General features: G+C 38.1%; 19 protein-coding genes, 8 tRNA genes and 1 pseudogene. 2 read left to right on the top strand and 26 right to left on the bottom strand.

All coding sequences use genetic code 11. The features are described from left to right. Positions 1-304: 304 nt before the first annotated feature. On the bottom strand, positions 305-670 hold the full coding sequence (locus tag ACW0TQ_RS00185) for a winged helix-turn-helix transcriptional regulator (RefSeq protein ID WP_042536035.1): 366 nt from the start codon (positions 668-670) through the stop codon (positions 305-307). 200 nt (positions 671-870) lie between these two features. Here ACW0TQ_RS00185 and ACW0TQ_RS00190 point away from each other — a divergent pair, with 200 nt between their 5' ends. After that, a complete protein-coding gene (locus tag ACW0TQ_RS00190; protein WP_042532449.1) occupies positions 871-1,452 on the top strand; it encodes an NADPH-dependent FMN reductase in 582 nt (193 codons plus the stop codon). Positions 1,453-1,575: 123 nt separating this feature from the next. Here the strand turns inward: ACW0TQ_RS00190 and ACW0TQ_RS00195 are convergent, their stop codons facing one another. From ACW0TQ_RS00195 to ACW0TQ_RS00245, 11 genes and pseudogenes are all read right to left on the bottom strand, one after another. Next, on the bottom strand, positions 1,576-1,785 hold the full coding sequence (locus tag ACW0TQ_RS00195) for a hypothetical protein (RefSeq protein WP_042532447.1): 210 nt from the start codon (positions 1,783-1,785) through the stop codon (positions 1,576-1,578). A 130-nt stretch (positions 1,786-1,915) separates the two neighbouring features. Next, positions 1,916-2,505, bottom strand: a pseudogene (locus ACW0TQ_RS00200) (type 1 glutamine amidotransferase family protein). Between the two features lie 570 nt (positions 2,506-3,075). Beyond that, positions 3,076-3,159, bottom strand: a tRNA-Leu gene (locus ACW0TQ_RS00205). Positions 3,160-3,173: 14 nt separating this feature from the next. Beyond that, positions 3,174-3,261: transfer RNA gene (locus ACW0TQ_RS00210), tRNA-Leu, on the bottom strand. Positions 3,262-3,271: 10 nt separating this feature from the next. Beyond that, positions 3,272-3,347 (bottom strand) — tRNA-Lys (locus tag ACW0TQ_RS00215). A gap of 93 nt (positions 3,348-3,440) precedes the next feature. Continuing rightward, a tRNA-Gln gene (locus tag ACW0TQ_RS00220) sits at positions 3,441-3,515 on the bottom strand. 7 nt (positions 3,516-3,522) lie between these two features. Further along, positions 3,523-3,599, bottom strand: a tRNA-Asp gene (locus ACW0TQ_RS00225). Between the two features lie 28 nt (positions 3,600-3,627). Next, a tRNA-Glu gene (locus ACW0TQ_RS00230) sits at positions 3,628-3,699 on the bottom strand. Positions 3,700-3,715: 16 nt separating this feature from the next. Next, positions 3,716-3,806: transfer RNA gene (locus ACW0TQ_RS00235), tRNA-Ser, on the bottom strand. A gap of 6 nt (positions 3,807-3,812) precedes the next feature. After that, positions 3,813-3,887: transfer RNA gene (locus ACW0TQ_RS00240), tRNA-Asn, on the bottom strand. A 263-nt stretch (positions 3,888-4,150) separates the two neighbouring features. Then, a complete protein-coding gene (locus tag ACW0TQ_RS00245; RefSeq protein WP_042532445.1) occupies positions 4,151-4,603 on the bottom strand; it encodes a SprT family protein in 453 nt (150 codons plus the stop codon). Between the two features lie 445 nt (positions 4,604-5,048). Here ACW0TQ_RS00245 and ACW0TQ_RS00250 point away from each other — a divergent pair, with 445 nt between their 5' ends. Next, the gene (locus ACW0TQ_RS00250; protein WP_042532443.1) at positions 5,049-6,542 is read left to right on the top strand and encodes a catalase; all 1,494 of its coding nucleotides are present in this window, start codon (positions 5,049-5,051) and stop codon (positions 6,540-6,542) included. A 107-nt stretch (positions 6,543-6,649) separates the two neighbouring features. Here ACW0TQ_RS00250 and ACW0TQ_RS00255 read toward each other — a convergent pair whose 3' ends face one another. The 14 genes from ACW0TQ_RS00255 to ACW0TQ_RS00320 all read right to left on the bottom strand — a co-directional run bounded on the left by ACW0TQ_RS00255 (position 6,650) and on the right by ACW0TQ_RS00320 (position 18,808). Further along, complete coding sequence (locus ACW0TQ_RS00255) at positions 6,650-8,809, bottom strand: Tex family protein (protein ID WP_455725245.1); 2,160 nt, start codon at positions 8,807-8,809, stop codon at positions 6,650-6,652. Between the two features lie 131 nt (positions 8,810-8,940). After that, positions 8,941-9,546: a PP2C family serine/threonine-protein phosphatase gene (locus ACW0TQ_RS00260; protein WP_042532440.1), complete on the bottom strand. Its 606-nt coding sequence runs from the start codon at positions 9,544-9,546 to the stop codon at positions 8,941-8,943. Beyond that, positions 9,543-10,334, bottom strand: a complete 792-nt coding sequence (gene sigB / locus ACW0TQ_RS00265; RefSeq protein ID WP_042532438.1) for an RNA polymerase sigma factor SigB — start codon at positions 10,332-10,334, stop codon at positions 9,543-9,545. The genes ACW0TQ_RS00260 and sigB overlap by 4 nt, the downstream gene beginning before the upstream one ends. Next, on the bottom strand, positions 10,306-10,782 hold the full coding sequence (gene rsbW, locus ACW0TQ_RS00270; RefSeq protein ID WP_042532436.1) for an anti-sigma B factor RsbW: 477 nt from the start codon (positions 10,780-10,782) through the stop codon (positions 10,306-10,308). The genes sigB and rsbW overlap by 29 nt, the downstream gene beginning before the upstream one ends. After that, complete coding sequence (locus ACW0TQ_RS00275; RefSeq protein ID WP_042532434.1) at positions 10,782-11,114, bottom strand: STAS domain-containing protein; 333 nt, start codon at positions 11,112-11,114, stop codon at positions 10,782-10,784. Before ACW0TQ_RS00275 ends, rsbW begins: the two co-directional genes overlap by 1 nt. 132 nt (positions 11,115-11,246) lie before the next feature. Further along, the gene (locus ACW0TQ_RS00280) at positions 11,247-12,260 is read right to left on the bottom strand and encodes a PP2C family protein-serine/threonine phosphatase (protein ID WP_193065074.1); all 1,014 of its coding nucleotides are present in this window, start codon (positions 12,258-12,260) and stop codon (positions 11,247-11,249) included. 183 nt (positions 12,261-12,443) lie between these two features. Next, positions 12,444-12,845, bottom strand: a complete 402-nt coding sequence (locus tag ACW0TQ_RS00285; RefSeq protein WP_042532430.1) for an anti-sigma regulatory factor — start codon at positions 12,843-12,845, stop codon at positions 12,444-12,446. Between the two features lie 3 nt (positions 12,846-12,848). Continuing rightward, positions 12,849-13,205, bottom strand: coding sequence for an STAS domain-containing protein (locus ACW0TQ_RS00290; RefSeq protein ID WP_042532428.1), 357 nt, complete (start codon positions 13,203-13,205; stop codon positions 12,849-12,851). 5 nt (positions 13,206-13,210) lie between these two features. After that, positions 13,211-14,080, bottom strand: coding sequence for an RsbT co-antagonist protein RsbRA (locus tag ACW0TQ_RS00295; protein WP_042532426.1), 870 nt, complete (start codon positions 14,078-14,080; stop codon positions 13,211-13,213). Between the two features lie 288 nt (positions 14,081-14,368). Next, the gene (gene ssuE / locus ACW0TQ_RS00300) at positions 14,369-14,905 is read right to left on the bottom strand and encodes an NADPH-dependent FMN reductase (RefSeq protein ID WP_042532425.1); all 537 of its coding nucleotides are present in this window, start codon (positions 14,903-14,905) and stop codon (positions 14,369-14,371) included. A gap of 614 nt (positions 14,906-15,519) precedes the next feature. Further along, entirely contained in the window at positions 15,520-16,233 is a 714-nt protein-coding gene (locus ACW0TQ_RS00305) for an HAD family hydrolase (protein ID WP_042532423.1), read from the bottom strand. Between the two features lie 415 nt (positions 16,234-16,648). Further along, entirely contained in the window at positions 16,649-17,011 is a 363-nt protein-coding gene (locus ACW0TQ_RS00310; RefSeq protein ID WP_042532419.1) for a type II toxin-antitoxin system PemK/MazF family toxin, read from the bottom strand. Between the two features lie 5 nt (positions 17,012-17,016). Further along, positions 17,017-17,235 carry an antitoxin gene (locus tag ACW0TQ_RS00315; protein ID WP_374705761.1) on the bottom strand — a complete coding sequence of 73 codons (219 nt, stop codon included), beginning with the start codon at positions 17,233-17,235 and terminating at the stop codon, positions 17,017-17,019. Positions 17,236-17,770: 535 nt separating this feature from the next. Beyond that, positions 17,771-18,808, bottom strand: coding sequence for a LolA family protein (locus ACW0TQ_RS00320; RefSeq protein WP_455725246.1), 1,038 nt, complete (start codon positions 18,806-18,808; stop codon positions 17,771-17,773). Positions 18,809-18,848 lie beyond the last annotated feature (40 nt).

An 18,848-nucleotide genomic window follows, 5' to 3' on the forward strand; every position in this document is an offset into this window, starting at 1 on the left:
AGCATCCTTCATATACTTGAATCAGTTTGGTAATTTCAATAATATAATTTATAAAAATACAGGGGGGTTACAAGCAGAGGCAGATATGAGACGGTAGCATTGCAGGCAATTGTCCGTGATATACTCTCTACTAATGTAACCCTTCTTTGATCAAGACATTTTATAACCTTGTTATACATCCATAAATGATTTATACTTTTAAAGCACAAAAGTATCCAAGCTTAATCAGCATACTATTACTGGACAACAAAGTGAGTAATTCATAGAAAACACCATTCCGCTTCGTATTACAACTTATCGGGAATTATATTTGTTCCTTCTGCTCTTCATTATCTTTTCCATATAATTTCTCCAAATGTTCCAGATGCTCCGTCCCCCAGCTTCTCATTGATACTAATAACGGTTTTAAACCATGACCGTACGGTGACATAGAATACTCCACTTTTGGAGGCACCTGCTGATAAACCTTGCGATGAACAATATCGTTATATTCTAATTCTCTTAATTGGGAAGTTAACATTTTTTTAGTGATTTCCGGAATAGCCCGCTGCAGTTCACTAAAACGCAATTTTTCGTTTTCCATAAGGTGAAATAAAATAATCGGTTTCCATTTTCCTACAATAATATCTAACGCAACTTGAAGCTCTCCACAATTTTCACCTGTCGTTATATTCTTCACTTTTCAACCGCTCCTTTATAAATATATGCATGAACCCCTTATATATCAAATGGTTTCCTAAAAGTAACTAGGTATAAATAAAGTGCCTTCTTCTCAAAAAGGCACTTTAGGTTTATTATAACTCTTGTAATCAAATTAATACAAACTTATTATTTGATTCATTACATCTAAATTTATACGGAGGTTACAGCATGACAAGAATTGGTATTATTACAGGAAGCACACGTGATGTACGTGTTAATTTACAAGTTGCAGAATGGGTTAAAGATTTTGCAGATAATAAAGATATAGACGCAGAATTTGAAATTGTTGATATAAAAGAAAGTGGTCTTGGACGTTTCAATGAAGCAATCCCCCCGCTTATGACAAATAAAGAATACGCAACAGAAGAACAGCGTGCATGGTCAAGAAAAATTGATTCGTTTGACGGGTTTATTTTTGTTACACCGGAATATAATAAAAATTTCCCTTCGTCCCTTAAGGATCATTTAGATTATTTAGGTTCAGAGTGGCATCATAAAGCAGCAGGCATCGTAAGCTATGGCTCTACGCTTGGTATTGCAGCTTCCCTTGCATTACGTACAACGTTATCCAATTTAAAAGTAGCTACAGTTGAACCACAAGGTGCATTCAGCTTATTTAATGACTTTGAGAACATGGCAACTTTTGCACCAATGGAAGTGCATAAACCAAGATTTGGCGAAATGATTGATGATGTTGTCGCTTGGTCCAATGCCCTTAAATCTGTGAGAAAAGAAAAGAGCCTTGTGTAAGTTATATTATCCAACAGTTTATAAAATAGAATAATTCCACTAAAAAAAACAGACACCCTTTCCATTATTGGAATAAGTGCCTGTTTTTTTACAACGGACCAAAACATTATATAGATTTAAAAATTAATATTTCTCCTCTTTAGATTTAGTTACAAGGTACACTAGCGGTCCGCCAAAAATCAATCCTGCTGCTCCTATGCCTAAAAAAACAGCCGTGTATGAGATGAATTCCATTTCCCTGCCTAAAATAAAATCAATTATCATACGGCCAATGGTGATTATTGCAGGGAAAGCAAGCGACCAAAGCAAGATAATTTTTAATCCTTTTGACACGTTATCCCTCCACAAATCCTTCTAGCTATTCTGATACAACCTTTTGTCATATTCATTTCAGGACAATTCTCCCCAATCTCTATACTCAATTCTACTATAATCATAATTTTCATTTTATTTCAAGCGAAGATTATCTAAACGGATTCCCATATTTTTCACAGTATTTATAAAATCCATGCTTATACATATACATCATTTTTTTAATATTTTCGGAGGTATCAAATTCAATCAACTCTAAAATCAAATGTGTAAATTCAATCGGAGCTGTTCCGTTTGCAGTGACTAAATTTTTATCTGTTACTGCTTGCTGCTGAAAAAAACTGCTCTTAGCATGATAATTTTCATAGCCCTTCCAAGCATCAACAGAGTTACCCGTATGATTATAATGATTTAGAAAACCGTTTTTCGCTAAATAATCCACAGCTCCGCATATAGCTCCAACAGGTATATTATTTTGAAATGCCGTTTTGATTAGATGCAAAAGCTTTTTATTATCATTATTCCATGTATTCCCGCCTACCGTTACCAATAGATGAGCATCCTCAGGTTCAGAACCAATGATTTAATCGACAGCAGTTCTAAAACCGCCAATGGAACTTACCGTATCCTCCAAAGAAATCGTATGAACCGACCAATCCTCCCTCTGATTTAATGTTGTTGATAAGTAAGCACCTTCCCAATCTGGTATTCGTCCAGGATAAGAAATAAAGCCTGTTTCATAAGCATCACACCACCTGTTAATAATTTACAACCTTGCAGTGATTGCCTCATTTAACTCATTTATAAAATCACTACATTCTTATTTATTAAAGTAATTATACCAAAAAAGATTTATATTATGAATATTATAAATCTTTTATTGAGCTGGTTTATTGGGTTTACATTCTTTCAAGTCAATATGTTCCAGCAACTAGAGATATTTTTAACAGGCTCATCGAAAAATTGGTGAACACGTTAACCTTGAAGCTATCTACTGACATGATTTAAGGTATTTTCCCGTTGCTTTACTAGTTCCTCAAAGCGAAGAACACGTAACCTTTAAAGAACGCCTGGGGCGCTCATCCATTACTACGATAATTAATGTTTAGTTGTTCTCTAGTAAGCAAAGAGAAACTGCTGACAAATTAGATGATTTATTCTAAATCCGAACGTTTCATTTTTACCATTTATTCACATGGTCAAAAACTGGTCAAAACTATATAAAAAAACACCCATTTCATATAGAAAAATGAGTGCATAAAAAAATATCAAAGGTCTGCAACCCTTGATATGACTGGTTTGTACATATGATGCGGTCGGTGGGATTTGAACCCACACGGGTTATTCACCCACCAGGCCCTCAACCTGGCGCGTCTGCCATTCCGCCACGACCGCATAATATAAAAAAATGGTGCGGATGAAGGGAGTCGAACCCCCACGTCCTTAACGGACACTGGAGCCTGATTCCAGCGCGTCTGCCAATTCCGCCACATCCGCAAGATAAAAATGGTGAGCCATGAAGGATTCGAACCTTCGACCCTCTGATTAAAAGTCAGATGCTCTACCGACTGAGCTAATGGCTCCTATATATGACAGGTCATTATTTATAGTCCCTATCAATAAAAAAATACTATTATCTGTAATAGTATTATCATGTATTCCTTCTAAAAAGAAAATGGCTGGGCCACCAGGATTCGAACCTGGGGTACACGGGATCAAAACCCGATGCCTTACCGCTTGGCTATGGCCCAACTATAATGGCGGTCCGGACGGGACTCGAACCCGCGACCTCCTGCGTGACAGGCAGGCATTCTAACCAACTGAACTACCGGACCAATTATTTATTTTGATTTCTTAGAAAGATGACCCGTACGGGATTCGAACCCGTGTTACCGCCGTGAAAGGGCGGTGTCTTAACCGCTTGACCAACGGGCCATTATGAAAATTAAAATGGCGGAGAAGGAGGGATTTGAACCCTCGCGCCGCTTACACGACCTACACCCTTAGCAGGGGCGCCTCTTCAGCCACTTGAGTACTTCTCCAAATAATGGCTCCACAGGTAGGATTCGAACCTACGACCGATCGGTTAACAGCCGATTGCTCTACCACTGAGCTACTGTGGAATATAAAAGTAATCAGTCACTATCTATGTAATATCCTAATTACGCAACAACAAGAAATATCATACAATATATCCTGTTTTTTGTCAACAAAAACTGTTAAATTTCTTAAAAAGTTTTTTTCGCTTAGAAAGTTATTCAAAAATCCAAGCCATTCGACAAAGCTGCTGAACAGGTCATTCGCAATGAATGAAAACTGTCATTTCATATCAGCTACATTAATTTATCATGGATCATATTATTCGTCAATACTTAATTGAAAAAAATTAAATCAGATGTAATCTCCCCCTGCATTTTCCACATCGATACCTGGATACATCTACTTTCCTTACTCTTTTATAAACCATTTTACATTTTTGGCATTCATATATATGCTGGTAGCGCTGCTGATTCGAAGGAAGCTGTTTACAATGACGGGGAGAGCCCGTTTTTGCAAGCAATTCTCTAAAATCTTTATCTCGATGCTGGTACCCTTTTCCTTCAATATGCAAATGGTAATGACAAAGCTCGTGCTTAATAATCCCGTGAAACTCTTCCTTATCAGATTCCAGTACATATTTGGGATTCAATTCAATTAATCGTTTACTTGGGATATATCTCCCTCCAGTTGTCCGCAGACGGGAGTTAAATCGTACTTTGTCCATAAACGTTTTATTAAAGAAAGCTTCTGACAGCTGATTAACTAACTGGTACAATTCTTCCTCCGGCATTGGGTCCATCTGTTTCAACCTCCAATATATAAAGAAAGCTTCATTATTTTAATGTTCTTCTTACCTTCCTGACAATTCAAAACATACTTCTTTATTATACGCCATCAGAAATTCCCAAAAATTGTTTAACTGATGACAACTCATTTTAACATAAAAAAGAAGCTGTCGGAACTTCTATTCTCTATCTTATATTTCAGTTATACTAAGAGTTTTATTCTCATTTAAAAAACTTAATTGAGAATTAGTAGAATCACTTATCTAATATATTATTTTATTCTAAAAGAAAACAACACTTTACTAACATTTGCTTAAAAATACGATACCCACCGTCAAGAAGGACTTCTATATCAAAATAAAAAAATGTCATTCAAATTAAACAAGAATATTAATAGCAATCTACTATTTATTATGTTATTATAATAATTGTATTTAATATATAGGAGGGAAACTATCTATGAGTGAAAAAAGAAAAATGACCACTGCATTTGGAGCTCCTGTTCCAAATGATGATGATTCTAAAACGGCCGGTAAACGTGGTCCATTATTAATGGAAGATTTTTGGTTTCTTGAAAAGCTTGCACACTTTGATCGCGAAGTAATTCCTGAGCGCCGTATGCACGCAAAAGGATCCGGAGCTTATGGAACATTAACGATTACTAACGACATTACTAAATATACAAAAGCAAAAGTCTTCTCTGAAGTCGGGAAGAAAACAGACATGTTTATCCGTTTCTCTACCGTAGCTGGTGAACGCGGAGCTGCTGATGCAGAACGCGATATCCGCGGTACTGCGATGAAATTCTACACAGAAGAAGGAAACTGGGACTTAGTCGGTAATAATACGCCTGTATTCTTTATGAGAGACCCTAAACGTTTCCCAGATTTGAACCATGTTGTAAAACGTGATCCAAAAACAAATATGAAGAATGCTGATGCAAACTGGGATTTCTGGTCTAATTTACCAGAAGCACTTCATCAGGTAACTGTTGTTATGTCTGATCGCGGGATTCCAAAATCTTACCGCAACATGCACTTATTCGGAAGCCATGCATACAGCTTATATAATGAAAATAACGAGCGCGTATGGGTGAAATTCCACTTCAGAACACAGCAAGGTATCGAAAACCTTACAAACGAAGAAGCTGCAAAAGTTGTCGGTGAAGACCGCGAAAGTCACCAACGTGATTTGTACACTGCTATTGAAGAAGGAAACTTCCCTAAATGGAAAATGTACATTCAGGTTATGACTGAAGAAGAAGCTAAAAATATGCCTTACAATCCATTCGATTTAACAAAAGTATGGTACAAAGATGAATTCCCGCTTATCGAAGTTGGCGAATTAGAACTGAATAAAAACCCGGAAAACTATCATGAAGAAGTAGAACAGGCTGCATTTGCTCCTACAAACATTGTTCCTGGCATTGGTTTCTCTCCAGATAAAATGTTGCAAGGCCGTCTATTCTCTTATGGAGATGCACAGCGCTACCGTTTAGGCGTGAACCACTGGCAAATCCCTGTTAACTATCCGAAAAACGCGAAAAACTTCCACCCATATCATCGTGACGGCGCAATGCGTGTTGTCCCTTACACTGGCGGACAAGTCAGCTACAGCCCGAACCAATATGGAGAATGGGAAGACAGCAAAGAGCATCAGGAGCCTGCATTACAGCTGGGTACAGATGTAGATGCTGATTACTTTGATTTTGATGAGGACGATGCGCTTTACTACGAACAGCCAGGTAAGCTATTCCGCTTAATGTCTGATGAGCAAAAACAAGCTCTTTTCCAAAATACAGCGGATGATATTGCTCCAGCAACAAAATCAGTAAAACTTCGTCACATCAACAATTGCTATAAAGCTGATCCAGAATACGGAAAAGGCGTTGCAGAAGCAATTGGCATCTCTCTTGATGAAGTGGAAGCTGCAAACGAAGAATCTGTAAAATAATAGAAAAATAAAAAAAGACCTCTCCTTATCTAATGGTGAGCGTCTTTTTTTATGGTTGAAAAAGAGGGAACTTCCCAGCATGGAAGCTCCCTTATCTTATTTATACATTATTGAATCATTGAAAGCGCAATTCTTCCTTTTTGGACATTCACATCATCGACCCAGACGGTGACTACATCACCAACAGAAGCGACATCCATGGGATGCTTGACGAACTGCTTGGACATCTTAGAGATATGCACAAGACCGTCCTGTTTAACACCAATATCAACAAAGACTCCAAAATCAACCACATTTCGCACCGTTCCCTGAAGCTCCATGCCAGGTTTTAAATCTTCCATATTCATGACATTTTTCTTTAATAACGGCTGTGGAAAATCATCACGCAAGTCACGTTCCGGCTTGCTTAATGCCTCCAGAATATCTTCTAATGTCGGCAGTCCAATCTCTAATTCTTCCGCGACAGCCTGCTTGTCTATTCCTTCTATCTTTTGCTGCAAAGGCGCTGTCCCCAGAGCTTGTTCATCAAACTTGAGCTTGTTTAATAATGCTTTCACATGTGGATAGCTTTCCGGATGAATAGGAGTACGGTCAAGCGGTGTATCCCCATCTACAATTCTCAAGAAACCGATCGCCTGCTCATATGTTTTCGCCCCAAGTCTCGGGATTTTCTTTAATTGCTTCCGGCTGGTAAATTTCCCTTCCTCTTCCCGTTTTTTGATCACATTATTTGCAACGGTTTTACTTAAACCAGATACGTACTGCAAAAGAGAGGAAGAAGCTGTATTTACATTAACACCGACTTGGTTAACCGCTGTTTCCACAACGAATGTCAACGAATTGGACAGCTCTTTTTGACTGACATCATGCTGATATTGCCCAACGCCGATGGACTTCGGATCAATTTTCACCAGTTCCGCTAATGGATCCTGTACCCGTCTTGCAATAGATACAGCACTTCTTTCCTCTACTTGTAGATCAGGGAATTCCTCTCTTGCTAAAGCGGAGGCAGAGTACACACTTGCTCCTGCTTCATTTACAATAATATACGGAATATCCAGCTTGTTATTTGTTAATACATCTGAAATAAATTGCTCTGTTTCCCGTGATGCTGTACCATTTCCAATCGCAACCAGCTCTACATTAAATTGATTTATTAAGCTGATAACCACCTTCTCTGCGCCCTTCACATCTTTCTTTGGAGCAGTCGGATAAATCACATGGATTTGATGGACCTTCCCGGTTTCATCCACAATCGCAAGCTTACAGCCAGTACGGAAAGCCGGATCCACTCCTAAAATGACTTTCCCTTTTAATGGCGGCTGAAGTAATAGATTCCTTAAATTTACGGAGAAAACTTCAATCGCCTGTGCTTCCGCTTTTTCTGTAAGTGCACTGCGGATTTCTCGTTCCATGGAGGGTTCAATCAACCTTTTATAGCTATCCTCTACAGCTGCTGTTAATAATTCCTTCATATGCTGCGGGCACGTTTTTTTAATTACCTTTTTCTCTAAATAGGCAATTATTTTATCAACAGGCGGTTCTACCTGTACTTTTAAAATCCCCTCTTTTTCTCCGCGGTTAAGTGCAAGAATACGATGGGAAACTAATGAGCGAACCGTTTCACTATATTCATAATACATCTCAAAAATCTGTTTTTCATCTGCTGCTTTATTTTTCTCTTCAGATTGGATGGTTCCTTGCTTCATCGTGGCATTGCGAATAAATTCACGGTAAGCGGGTTCATCAGAAATCCATTCTGCAATGATATCATTTACTCCCTGAAGTACCTCTTCTACGGTGCTTAGCTCATGCTCTTCAGAGAAATATTGTGTGGCTTCCTGTTCTAACTCAAGTGATTCGCTCTGCTCCCAAATAGCTTGGGCAAATGGCTCTAATCCTTTTTCCTTTGCGATAGTAGCTCTTGTACGGCGTTTTTGTTTATAAGGGCGATACAGATCTTCTACTTTTTGAAGCTGCGTCGCTTTTTCAATGTCGTTTCTTAATTCATCTGTCAGCTTACCTTGTTCTTCAATGATACGAAGTACTTCTTGTTTTCGTTCAGACAGGTTAAGGACATATGTCCACCTATCCTGTATCTCTTTTATTTTTACTTCATCCAATCCGCCTGTGGCTTCTTTTCGATATCTTGCAATAAACGGAACGGTATTCCCTTCATTTAAAAGAGAAATCACTTTCGAAACAGTGTTTCCTTGAATATTGGTATCTTTTGATACGATTGCAATTAATTTTTCATCTGCACTCACTGTTGCTTCTCCTCCTTACTCTACGTTCTATTGTATCAAATTAAACGTGTCAATGCTTTCTGACACAACAAAAAAGATTGATTTATAATCAATAATAAATGAATCCATGTTCATGTTATTGTGATTATAAATCAACCTTTTTCTCCTTTGTATCTAATTGCCAGTAACGTTGTATCATCCTGCCTGGTACCGTCACTATGCTGCGCATAAGTATCCGTAATCTGCTCTACATTGTAGTCTTTAAAATAATACGCAGATAACTCTTTATCTTTTACGCCGTCTGAAAATACAATGAAATTTGTTCCATCGGTTAATTTTTCCGTCATAGCCTTTACGCCTCGGTAACGAGATCCCAAATATCCAGAGCTTGGAATATTTCGCTTTTTCTTACAGCCTCGCTCCAAAATAATAATCCCTATATTTCCAATGGAGGAAAAAGTAAAGGTCTGATCGATGAAGTCTAATTTTAAAATCCCCATCACTGCACCACGCATGCCAAGCAATTTTTTATTGCATAAATCAACAATTTCTTTTACTGTTTTAAATTTATGCTCCTTCACAATATCGATTACTGCCTGTGAGGATTCTTTTGCAATTGCCCCGCTTCCAAGACCATCCGCGAGCACTCCTAGAAACATATGGTCTTCTTCTATAAAAAAGTAACTGTCTCCACATAAATGATTACCCTTTTTAGATTGTTGATAGACGGAAACATCGACATATTTACCGGAAATCAATCGAATACCTCCGTACTTTCTGTTTGCATTGTTTCTCGCAATTTACGGAGTGCTCGTCTTTGAAGCCGTGACACATGCATTTGAGAAATACCCAGCATTTCACCTGTTTCTTTCTGGCTCATGTTTTTAAAATAGGTGCATTCTAAAATAAGCTGCTCCCGTTCTGATAAAACAGGAAGAACTTTTTCAAGAATCATTTTTTGCTCCAAGTTTTTAAGACTATTGTCTTCGTTACCAATTAAGTCCAATATAGCAACAGTGCTGCCGTCTGAATCAGCTTCAATTTTATGGTCAACTGATAAAGCTTTATAGCTTTTACTCATTTCCATTGTTTCTAAAACTTCTTCTTCCGGTACACCAATGTGTTCTGCAATTTCTTGTATGGTAGGAGATTTTTGATTTTTAGTCGTTAGTTCATCAGCACTTTTGCGGATTTTTGGTCCCAATTCTTTAATACGACGAGGCACATGGACACTCCATGTCTTATCTCGTATAAATCGCTTTATTTCACCAATAATGGTTGGAATAGCGAAAGACTCAAACGACTTACCATATGACGGATCGTACCTCTTAATTGCCCCAAGCAATCCAATCATGCCGACTTGTACAAGGTCTTCATGAATAGCGCTATTTTTGGAGTACTTCCTGGCAATAGATCCAACGAGATTCTGATAAGTTAAAACAATCTTTTCCTGTAATTCTTCATTTGTTGGATCTTCCTGAAGTGTACTTATCCATTGGTAAACCTCATCTCCCCCTCTATTGAATGGTTGAGATTTGGTCGTCATCCATGTCCACCTCTTCTTCTCTATTGTATTTAGTCATAATAACCATTACGCCATATTTATTGTTGATTTTTACTTCGTCCATGAGTGCTTCAATCAGGAATAGGCCAAACCCTCCTTCCCGGATTTTTTCAACAGGTTCATCGGATTGATATGGCCCTGTACCGTTCTTTACTTCTTCTAAATCAAAGCTTCCTCCGCGATCAGCTACCATAATTTCCATCCGGTCTTCATACAGGCCGAAGCCAACTGTAATTTCACCAGATTCTTTTTCTTCATAAGCATGCTCTACAGCATTTGTAACTGCTTCAGAGATAGCTACTTTTAAATCTTCAATCGCATCATAGGAAAAGCCCATCCGGTTGGCAACCCCCGATAGAGTCAGACGCATTACTCCAATATACTCCGCTTTCGCCGGTACTTTCATCTCTATATAATCAAATGCTTCCATCACTCATTGCCACCTCGAATCGCTGCTTTGATCTCTATAATCTCACTAAGTCCGGTAATCTCAAAAATACGAAAAACCCGATCCTGCACATTTTTCAACGTATAATGGCTTCCGCTTTCCTTAGAGGCTTTCAAAGCGCTGACAAACACTCCTAAACCGGTACTGTCCATATACTGCACATTTTCTAAATCTACTTCGATTTCATTGCCGCTCTCTCTCATCAGCGGCATTAATGTTTCTTTCAGCTCCGGAGCTGTGTATGCATCAATCTCTCCGCTCACTTCTAAAACTTTTACATTGCTGTCTTCTTGTACGTTTACTGATAAATTCATAATAACCCCCTCTGCCATCCAGATATAAGATTAGATGACTATACATTATAAATTCATTTTCTCTATAACATTTGAAACGAAATTTATTTAACTAGAATAAACTATTATATTGTATTCCCTGCATTTATTTCTTTAAACCTCTTTACGAAGAACAATTAATGTAAAATCATCTCTCAATTGAAAATCCTGCAGTTTTTCAAAATACTGATACACATTTTCTACCAGCTCCTGTGCCGGTAAATCAATATATTTTCGGATGACTTCCAACAATTCTTCTGTTTCAATAAACCGGTCGCCGTCTCTGCACTCGGAAACACCATCTGTCAGAAAGATAATCAGGTCATCCTTCTGAATTGCTAATTCATATTCCCGATAAGTAGCATCCGGCATCACGCCGAGTACAATCCCTTTCGCACGAACCTCTTCAAATTCTTCCGTTTCTGCACGGAAAATATATCCCGGCTCATGCCCTGCGGAAGATAATCTTAATTTACTTTCCGCCGGCAAATAATGTGCATAACACATCGTAATAAACATACTGGGATCAATATTTCTTTCTACTACACGATTCAGGTTTTCTAATACTTTATTTGGTGACATTGTCGCTTCTGGATAACTGTCCATTGCATATTTGATCATCGACATACACAGTGCTGCCGGTATTCCTTTTCCAACGACATCCGCAATGGCAATCCCGATTGTCCCATTGCTTCCTTTGGTGAAATGATGATAATCTCCGTTCATCTGATGAGCAGGAACACTAATTACGCCGATATCTAATCCGCTTACTTCCGGCCTTTGCGTTCCAAGCAAGGTCTTTTGCATATTCGCCGCAACAGAAATTTCAGAAGTCAGCACATCTTTTTCCTGTCTTAAATAATCAACTTCCTGCAATGCCAATCCATAGAAAACCGTAGCTTCTAATAAAAATTCCATCGACAGCTTATATTCCTCCAATAATTGAGGATAAATCCGCTCCATTGCCTGAATATGCAAATTGATTAATTCTTCCGGCAAGATATTCTTTTTAATAAAAGCTTTGCTGATTAATTCAAGGTCATACAATGATTTCTCATCTTGTGTTTCAATATATTTTTGTAATAATTTCTGGTATTTTACAGTATTTTTTCTGATCGTTTCTTCCACTGTGGTTCCTCCCCCCTTATTTCAAAGAACCTTTTATTCTTTTTTAAGGCTTTCCCCGAGCTGGTAAACCGGTGTTTCGTGATTTTTAAACACAACTGTTTTCTCTTTCTTTTTTTCTCACCTGGATTACCAATGGCATGTACTGGATAAAATAAGGAAGGGTGCTAAAATAAAAGGATTATATTATCTGATCCATTTAATCGCTTTGATTTTAGTTCCTTCCCCCGCTGCGGATTCTATATCAAATTCATCCATCAAGCGTTTTACCCCGGGCAGTCCAGCACCAAGCCCTCCAGAGGTCGTATAGCCATCTTGCATGACACGGCTTATATCTTTTATTCCTGGACCAGTGTCCACAGCTGTCATTAAGATTCCTTTTTGACTGTTCGTATAAATGTACTCAAAACAAACCTGTCCATTTTTAGCATATAAATAAATATTGCGAGCTAATTCAGATACTGCGGTAGCAATCCTTGCCTGATCAACGGTTCCAAAGCCAATTTCTTTTGCCATTTCCCGTCCGAGCTGTCTTGCTCCAACAATATCCCACTCTTTATGAATGTTGACACAGGATCTTGGGTTCATATATTAACCTCCCAATTCCTGATGTAACTTCACTAAACCTTGTTCTAAATCTAATGCTGTCGGGACATTTTGCAAGTGTATTCCCAAGTCAATTAATGTCATTGCAACAGCTGGCTGAATTCCAGTTAATACAACACGCGCCCCCATTAAATCCGACATGGACACAACATCACCAAGTACTTTTGCAATAAAAGAATCAATGATATCAACAGATGTCAAATCAATCACAACACCTGTTGCACCTGTTTTATGAATTTTTGCTAATAAATCTTCCTGAAATTTAATAGCCGTTTGATCATCAATCTCCGTCTGAATAGAAATCAGCAAATAATTGTGCAACTTTAAAATAGGTATCCGCATTTTCTCTATTCCCCCTTAAGAGCATTCATTATTTCATCAATGCCTTGGTTTTTAGAAGGCAAATCCACAACAGTTCTTCCAGTTATTTCAAGCGCTCTGGTAAAACCTTTTTTCAAAGAGCTTCTGGTAGGGAATTTACTTAAATCAATCCCTATATTTATAATCGTTTGAGCAATTTCCGGACGGATGCCTACAAGAATACATGTAGATCCAATCAGTCTGACCGCTTCCGCTGCCTGAATAATATGATGTGCTACCATGGTGTCCACAACAGGAACACCCGTAATATCTATTAAGACAACTTCGGAGTTATGCTTGATTGCCCCCTCCAGTAAATTCTCCATAATCAATTTCGCTCTGTCCGTATCAATGGTTCCAATCAACGGCATGACGGTTATCCCTTCCATAACAGGGATCAACGGTGCGGATAGTTCCTGTAAAGCTACCCGCTGTAAAGATAAAATATTTTCCCAGCTTCCTGAATACTCATTGACGAGCTGTCGAATCAATGGTTCTATCCATTCATCTACGCTTGTTAAGACATTTGAAAAATGACTGGAATCTACTTGGTCTGCTTGCTTCAGTAAAAATTCAATGGTAACACGACGAAAAACCTGCAGCCCATCGGTTATATAACTGAGCGGCCAGCCAAGGTTGATCATTTTCTCCGAAAACTCTTCTACTACTTTCGAAGACCCCTGATTTTGGATACTTGTAAAAATAACATTCACAAATTCGCGGTTGGTATTCTCATAGAGTTCATCAGATATACTCGCTGTATAATTCCCTGATTTTATTCTCCCTACTTCATCCATCCAACTATCAACAATAGAATCACTATTACTGATCATTAATTCTTTCAGATTTGCATCCATCCCCTGATACCTCCAAATTCTAAACATTTTTCCATATTAATACAAACTTCTACAAAACTCCAGTCAAAATACTTTTGTATCAGCCTCTTCTAAGTATACAGAAACTACTATTCCCATTTTACCTCAATTGTACCATATATCAAATAAACACAGCATTTTTTCAAGTTACACTATCCACTCCCCCGCATACATGCTTCTATTATTTTCTCATTTTATTGACAAAAGCTCCCTCATTAAAAAAAGGCCTGCTTAGCTGCAGACCCTTTTATGTATTGAAAAAAGAACCAGTTAAACAAATTCTTTTCGTTTTAAATTCCCCAGGAAATAATCCAATTGTTTATGTGTCCGAGTAATCATGGCTTCATCCAGGATTGGATTATCCTTGGTTTTATCAACTTCACTATCCTGAAAATATAACCCTTTTAAGGGTTGGCTTTTTAACGTAGCAAGCAGCGGCTTTAAGGCATAATCCAATGCTAATAAATGCGAGAGGCTTCCCCCTGTCATAACAGGCAGTGAAACCGTCCCCCGTAAAACATCCTGGGGCATTAAATCAAATAATGACTTTAGGATGCCTGAATAGGAGGCTTTATAGACAGGACTCCCGACGATGACCCCGTCTGCCGCTTCCAAATCCCCGGCAATCTCTTTGATTTTCGGACTTTGGAAGTTCGCATACAGCAAATCTTCTGCTTCTACATCTCTGACGGATATATGCTTTACACGAAACCCTTGCTGCTCCGCCAATTCACCTAAATAATAAAGAACGCGTTCTGATCTGGATAATGTTGAAGGACTTCCTGATATAACAACAATTGTACTCACAAATATTCTCCTTCCTTTATACAGCATAACCCTACGAAACCAATATACTTCTAATCAGCCTTCCCGATTTGCCGTTTCTTTTTTATTACGATTGGAAGAAATATTAACGCCAAAATTTCTACTGAGCACATCATATGCATATTCACGACGAAAAAAATCCTTCCCTCGTAATTTTTAAGCTTTCTTAGTTCTCTCTTCCCTTCTATCCATCACCTAACAGATATTTTGAGTTTTTTAAATTTTCATTTTAGAAAAACCTATTTTTTTGCTGAATAGTTTACTATTTTCCATAGTTGCAGCGTTCTTTTCTCACTTATATTTGAGTATCCCGAGTATTTTACAAAGATTTATAAATTGAATATTAGTATATCATCCTATTCCTCTCACTACAATAGGTATTATTATAAATAATTTATGTAAGGACTTATTCTTCGTGTCCAAAAAGACCGATAATCAGAATCAAGAAGTTTGGCATATCATTATATAGAAAATTTCAATATTCACTTTGAAGCAGTATCCTTTACCGGAATACTTCCCTTGAGTTTACACAAAAAGAGCCTTGAGGAATCCCTCAAGGCTCTATATGATGAAATTACTTTCATTAACCTAATCCATTATGTGCTTAGCGTCTCTTCCCGAAAAAATGTATATAGCTCTGCTGCACTGGTTACTGTTTTATCTGCTTTTATTCTTCCTTCCGGTTCTTCCCTCTGTCGATGGTTCATCCAGACGGCATGCCAGCCTGCCTGTTTGGCACCGACAATATCATTAGCAAAGGAGTCGCCGACATACACTGTATTTTCTTTCTTTAAACCCAGCTTGTCCTCCATGAATTGAAACGCTGCTGTGGATGGTTTCGCATGCCCTATTGTTTCAGAAATAAATAAACGCTCTTCCGGAATCCACTTGTTCAGCTTTAACTGTTTGATTTTCATTGCCTGATGTCCTTCCGCACCATTTGTCATTACAGCTAATTGCTTCTGACTCGCTGAAAGATAATCCAGGAGCTCCACCACTTCATCAAATAACTCTATTTTTCCTTGTTCTTGGACGTAGCTGTCCTGAAATTCTAAAGCCTGCTCTGCTGTTATCTGTATTCCTATTTCTGCGCAAGCATCTTTGATTCGCCGGATATGCATTTCTTCCATTGTAATTTTACCTGCTACCTGATCATCAAATAGCGCATCGCTATGTTTGCGACTTAATAGATAAAGATGATTTAACTCCGCTTCCGACAAAGCCACGTTCAACATTTTTTTACATGTTTTTCGAAATGTCGCAGCCTGGTCATATAATGTATCATCCATATCAAAAATGATTGTATCCATCGTTATCAACCTCCACCTTCATTCCTTTTCATTTTACTATATCTTTTAACGAAGGAGAATAATTTCTTAAAACATCGGTATTCTTGCCAAGGAGATGTCTGTTACAACGGTCTTATTACTATCTGCTTTTATCAAATAAATCCCTGCAGAAAAAACGAACTTCTATTTTATCCTCTGGGCATAAGTGCGACTTTAGCTCTGTCTACGCCTGTCGCTAAGTCTTCTTTAAAGGAGAGGAGCTCGGGATCTATGGAAAACGGAGTATTTTTTTGAGACTTGAGATTATTCACCCTATGGAACCCGTTAGAGCTTCCTCCTCCAACTTTTTATATGCTTTCCTTTCTTTCTCCAATGAAACTTCATTAAAAAAGACCGCCCTAATATAAGGACAGTCTTTTTACGCATCAGAAAAGTATTAATTATTACTGTAGACATCTCGTAAGCCAAGGCTTATTTCTAATGATTGATTGATTTTTTCCATCATTTCTTTATCTAATTTTGTAATTTTATCCGTTAACCGCTGCTTATCTAACGTGCGAATTTGTTCCAGCAGAATAACTGAATTCCGGTCAAACCCATAACGTTTTGCATCAATCTCTACATGCGTTGGCAACTTAGCCTTCTGAATTTGCGCGGTAATGGCCGCCACAATCACAGTCGGACTAAATCGGTTACCTATATCATTCTGGAGAATAAGAACCGGTCTCACACCGCCCTGCTCTGAGCCAACCACAGGGGATAAGTCAGCAAAATAAACCTCGCCTCTTTGAACGATCACAAGTGTTACACCCCGATCACAGAGCGCTCTAGAGTAATTTCAGCCTCTTCTTCAGCTTGAAAAGCCTCTGAAGCAATCGTTAGATTAATTCTTGCCATTTCCTCATATCCGCGCTGCATCGTTTCATGAAAACGCTGGAGGTGTTCTTCTTTTTTATGGTTTAAATAAATTTGAGTTGCTTCACAAATGAAATCACTTAAGTCAGAGCTATTCTCATATTTCATTAATCCATCCACCTCACTCAGCAAATTTTTCGGTATTTTCACTAAAATTTCTTCTTTATTTTCAGCCAAAACCAAGCACCCCCGCCAACAATTAACGTTCGTTATTCAATTTAATATTATGATAGCATTGTGAACATACTTTTGCAAAGGGGTTATGGCGAATTTGTAAAAAAATCATGTAAATTTGTCGTTTTAAACCTTAAATTTTGTGGTATCTATATTATTTGAAGTGTTAAAAATGAGCGTTTTTCCCTTACGCTGCTTTCCTCCCGGCTTCCTGACTGCCGCTGAGGAAAATACTCCGTTAAACAATATTTTTCTTCATTAAATTTTCATTTTATGTTCAAAAATGAAAGAACGTTCACCAAGCCTTGAATTTTTCATTCGATTTTTATCCTTTAGCTGATTTATGCAACGAAATAAATACCTGTCTATTAATTATATGCCAATATGTTAAAATCATACCTCTAAACTGGAAATGGGACATACAAAAGCAGACTCCGTTTTCAGAGAGCCTGCTTTTGTATTAACCGTATCATTTTGTTAACTGTCCTTGGACAGATTGTGCTACTTCAATCATTTCTTCCTTCGTCAGCTCTGTACTTGCCAATTGATAATCAACACCCTGATAACTCCATTTTAAAACATTATCTTCCAACCCAGCAACAGTAGCTCCCAGATTCACAATATCTCCATTGACTACTTCTGGAGCTGAGCTCACTGGAGCTGTTTCTCTGATTTCCTGAACAAGTGTAAAGTTTTTCTCTCCCTCAAAGGTTGTAATAATTCGCTCTCCATCCTCCAGGGGAACCTCTTGCTTATCCGCCATTTCTGCTCCAGCTGTAAACGTAGGATACAACTCCCGTACTTCCTGCGCAGCTGTTTCTACAGCTGCTCCCTCTTCTGCACCAGCACTTTCCTCATCTGTTTCCTGCTCCATGTTCTTCTCCATCGTAAAATCACCTTCTGCAAATGTTGCATCTAAATCAAAACCATGAAAAGTGACATTAACCAGCGGTTCCCCGTCTTGATTTAACACATTAACCATTGCTGGTGTATAACTGGATTTGTCAAAGTAAATTTCTTGAGCCGGTAAATTATTGTTGCTTTGATAATTTGTTTTCGTCCGGAAAATATAATGGTCTTCCGTTGTTTCAAATTGCGCTTCTGGATCGTTTAATACATCATTGACCAGTGATTGAAGCAAATATGGCTGACTGCTATTCTCTGGCCAATCCGATTGGAATTTGAAACTTTTTTCCAAAGCTGGCGTTAATACAAAAACACCATCCATATTTTTCAAAATGACTTGACTTTCATTCTGCTCAGCTTCATTTTCCAGCTTCACACGATATTGATCATCAGCCTGATACCATATATCAATCAAAAATGTTTGTTCCTGCTCTCCTGTATTCATCGTCATATCCGCAGTGGCTTTATACCCCTCTAGATCGGCAACTGTCTCCTGCAATTCCTCCACAACATCTTCCTGCGTTTTTTCTCCACATGCTGCCAGCACCAGACTCAATGCACCTAATAGTAAAACGACACTGAAAAAACGTCTATTTATCATCAGCATATCTCCCTTGTCTCATTTAACAAAGGGAACGATT

It is taken from the genome of Oceanobacillus sp. M60 (genome assembly GCF_053839645.1).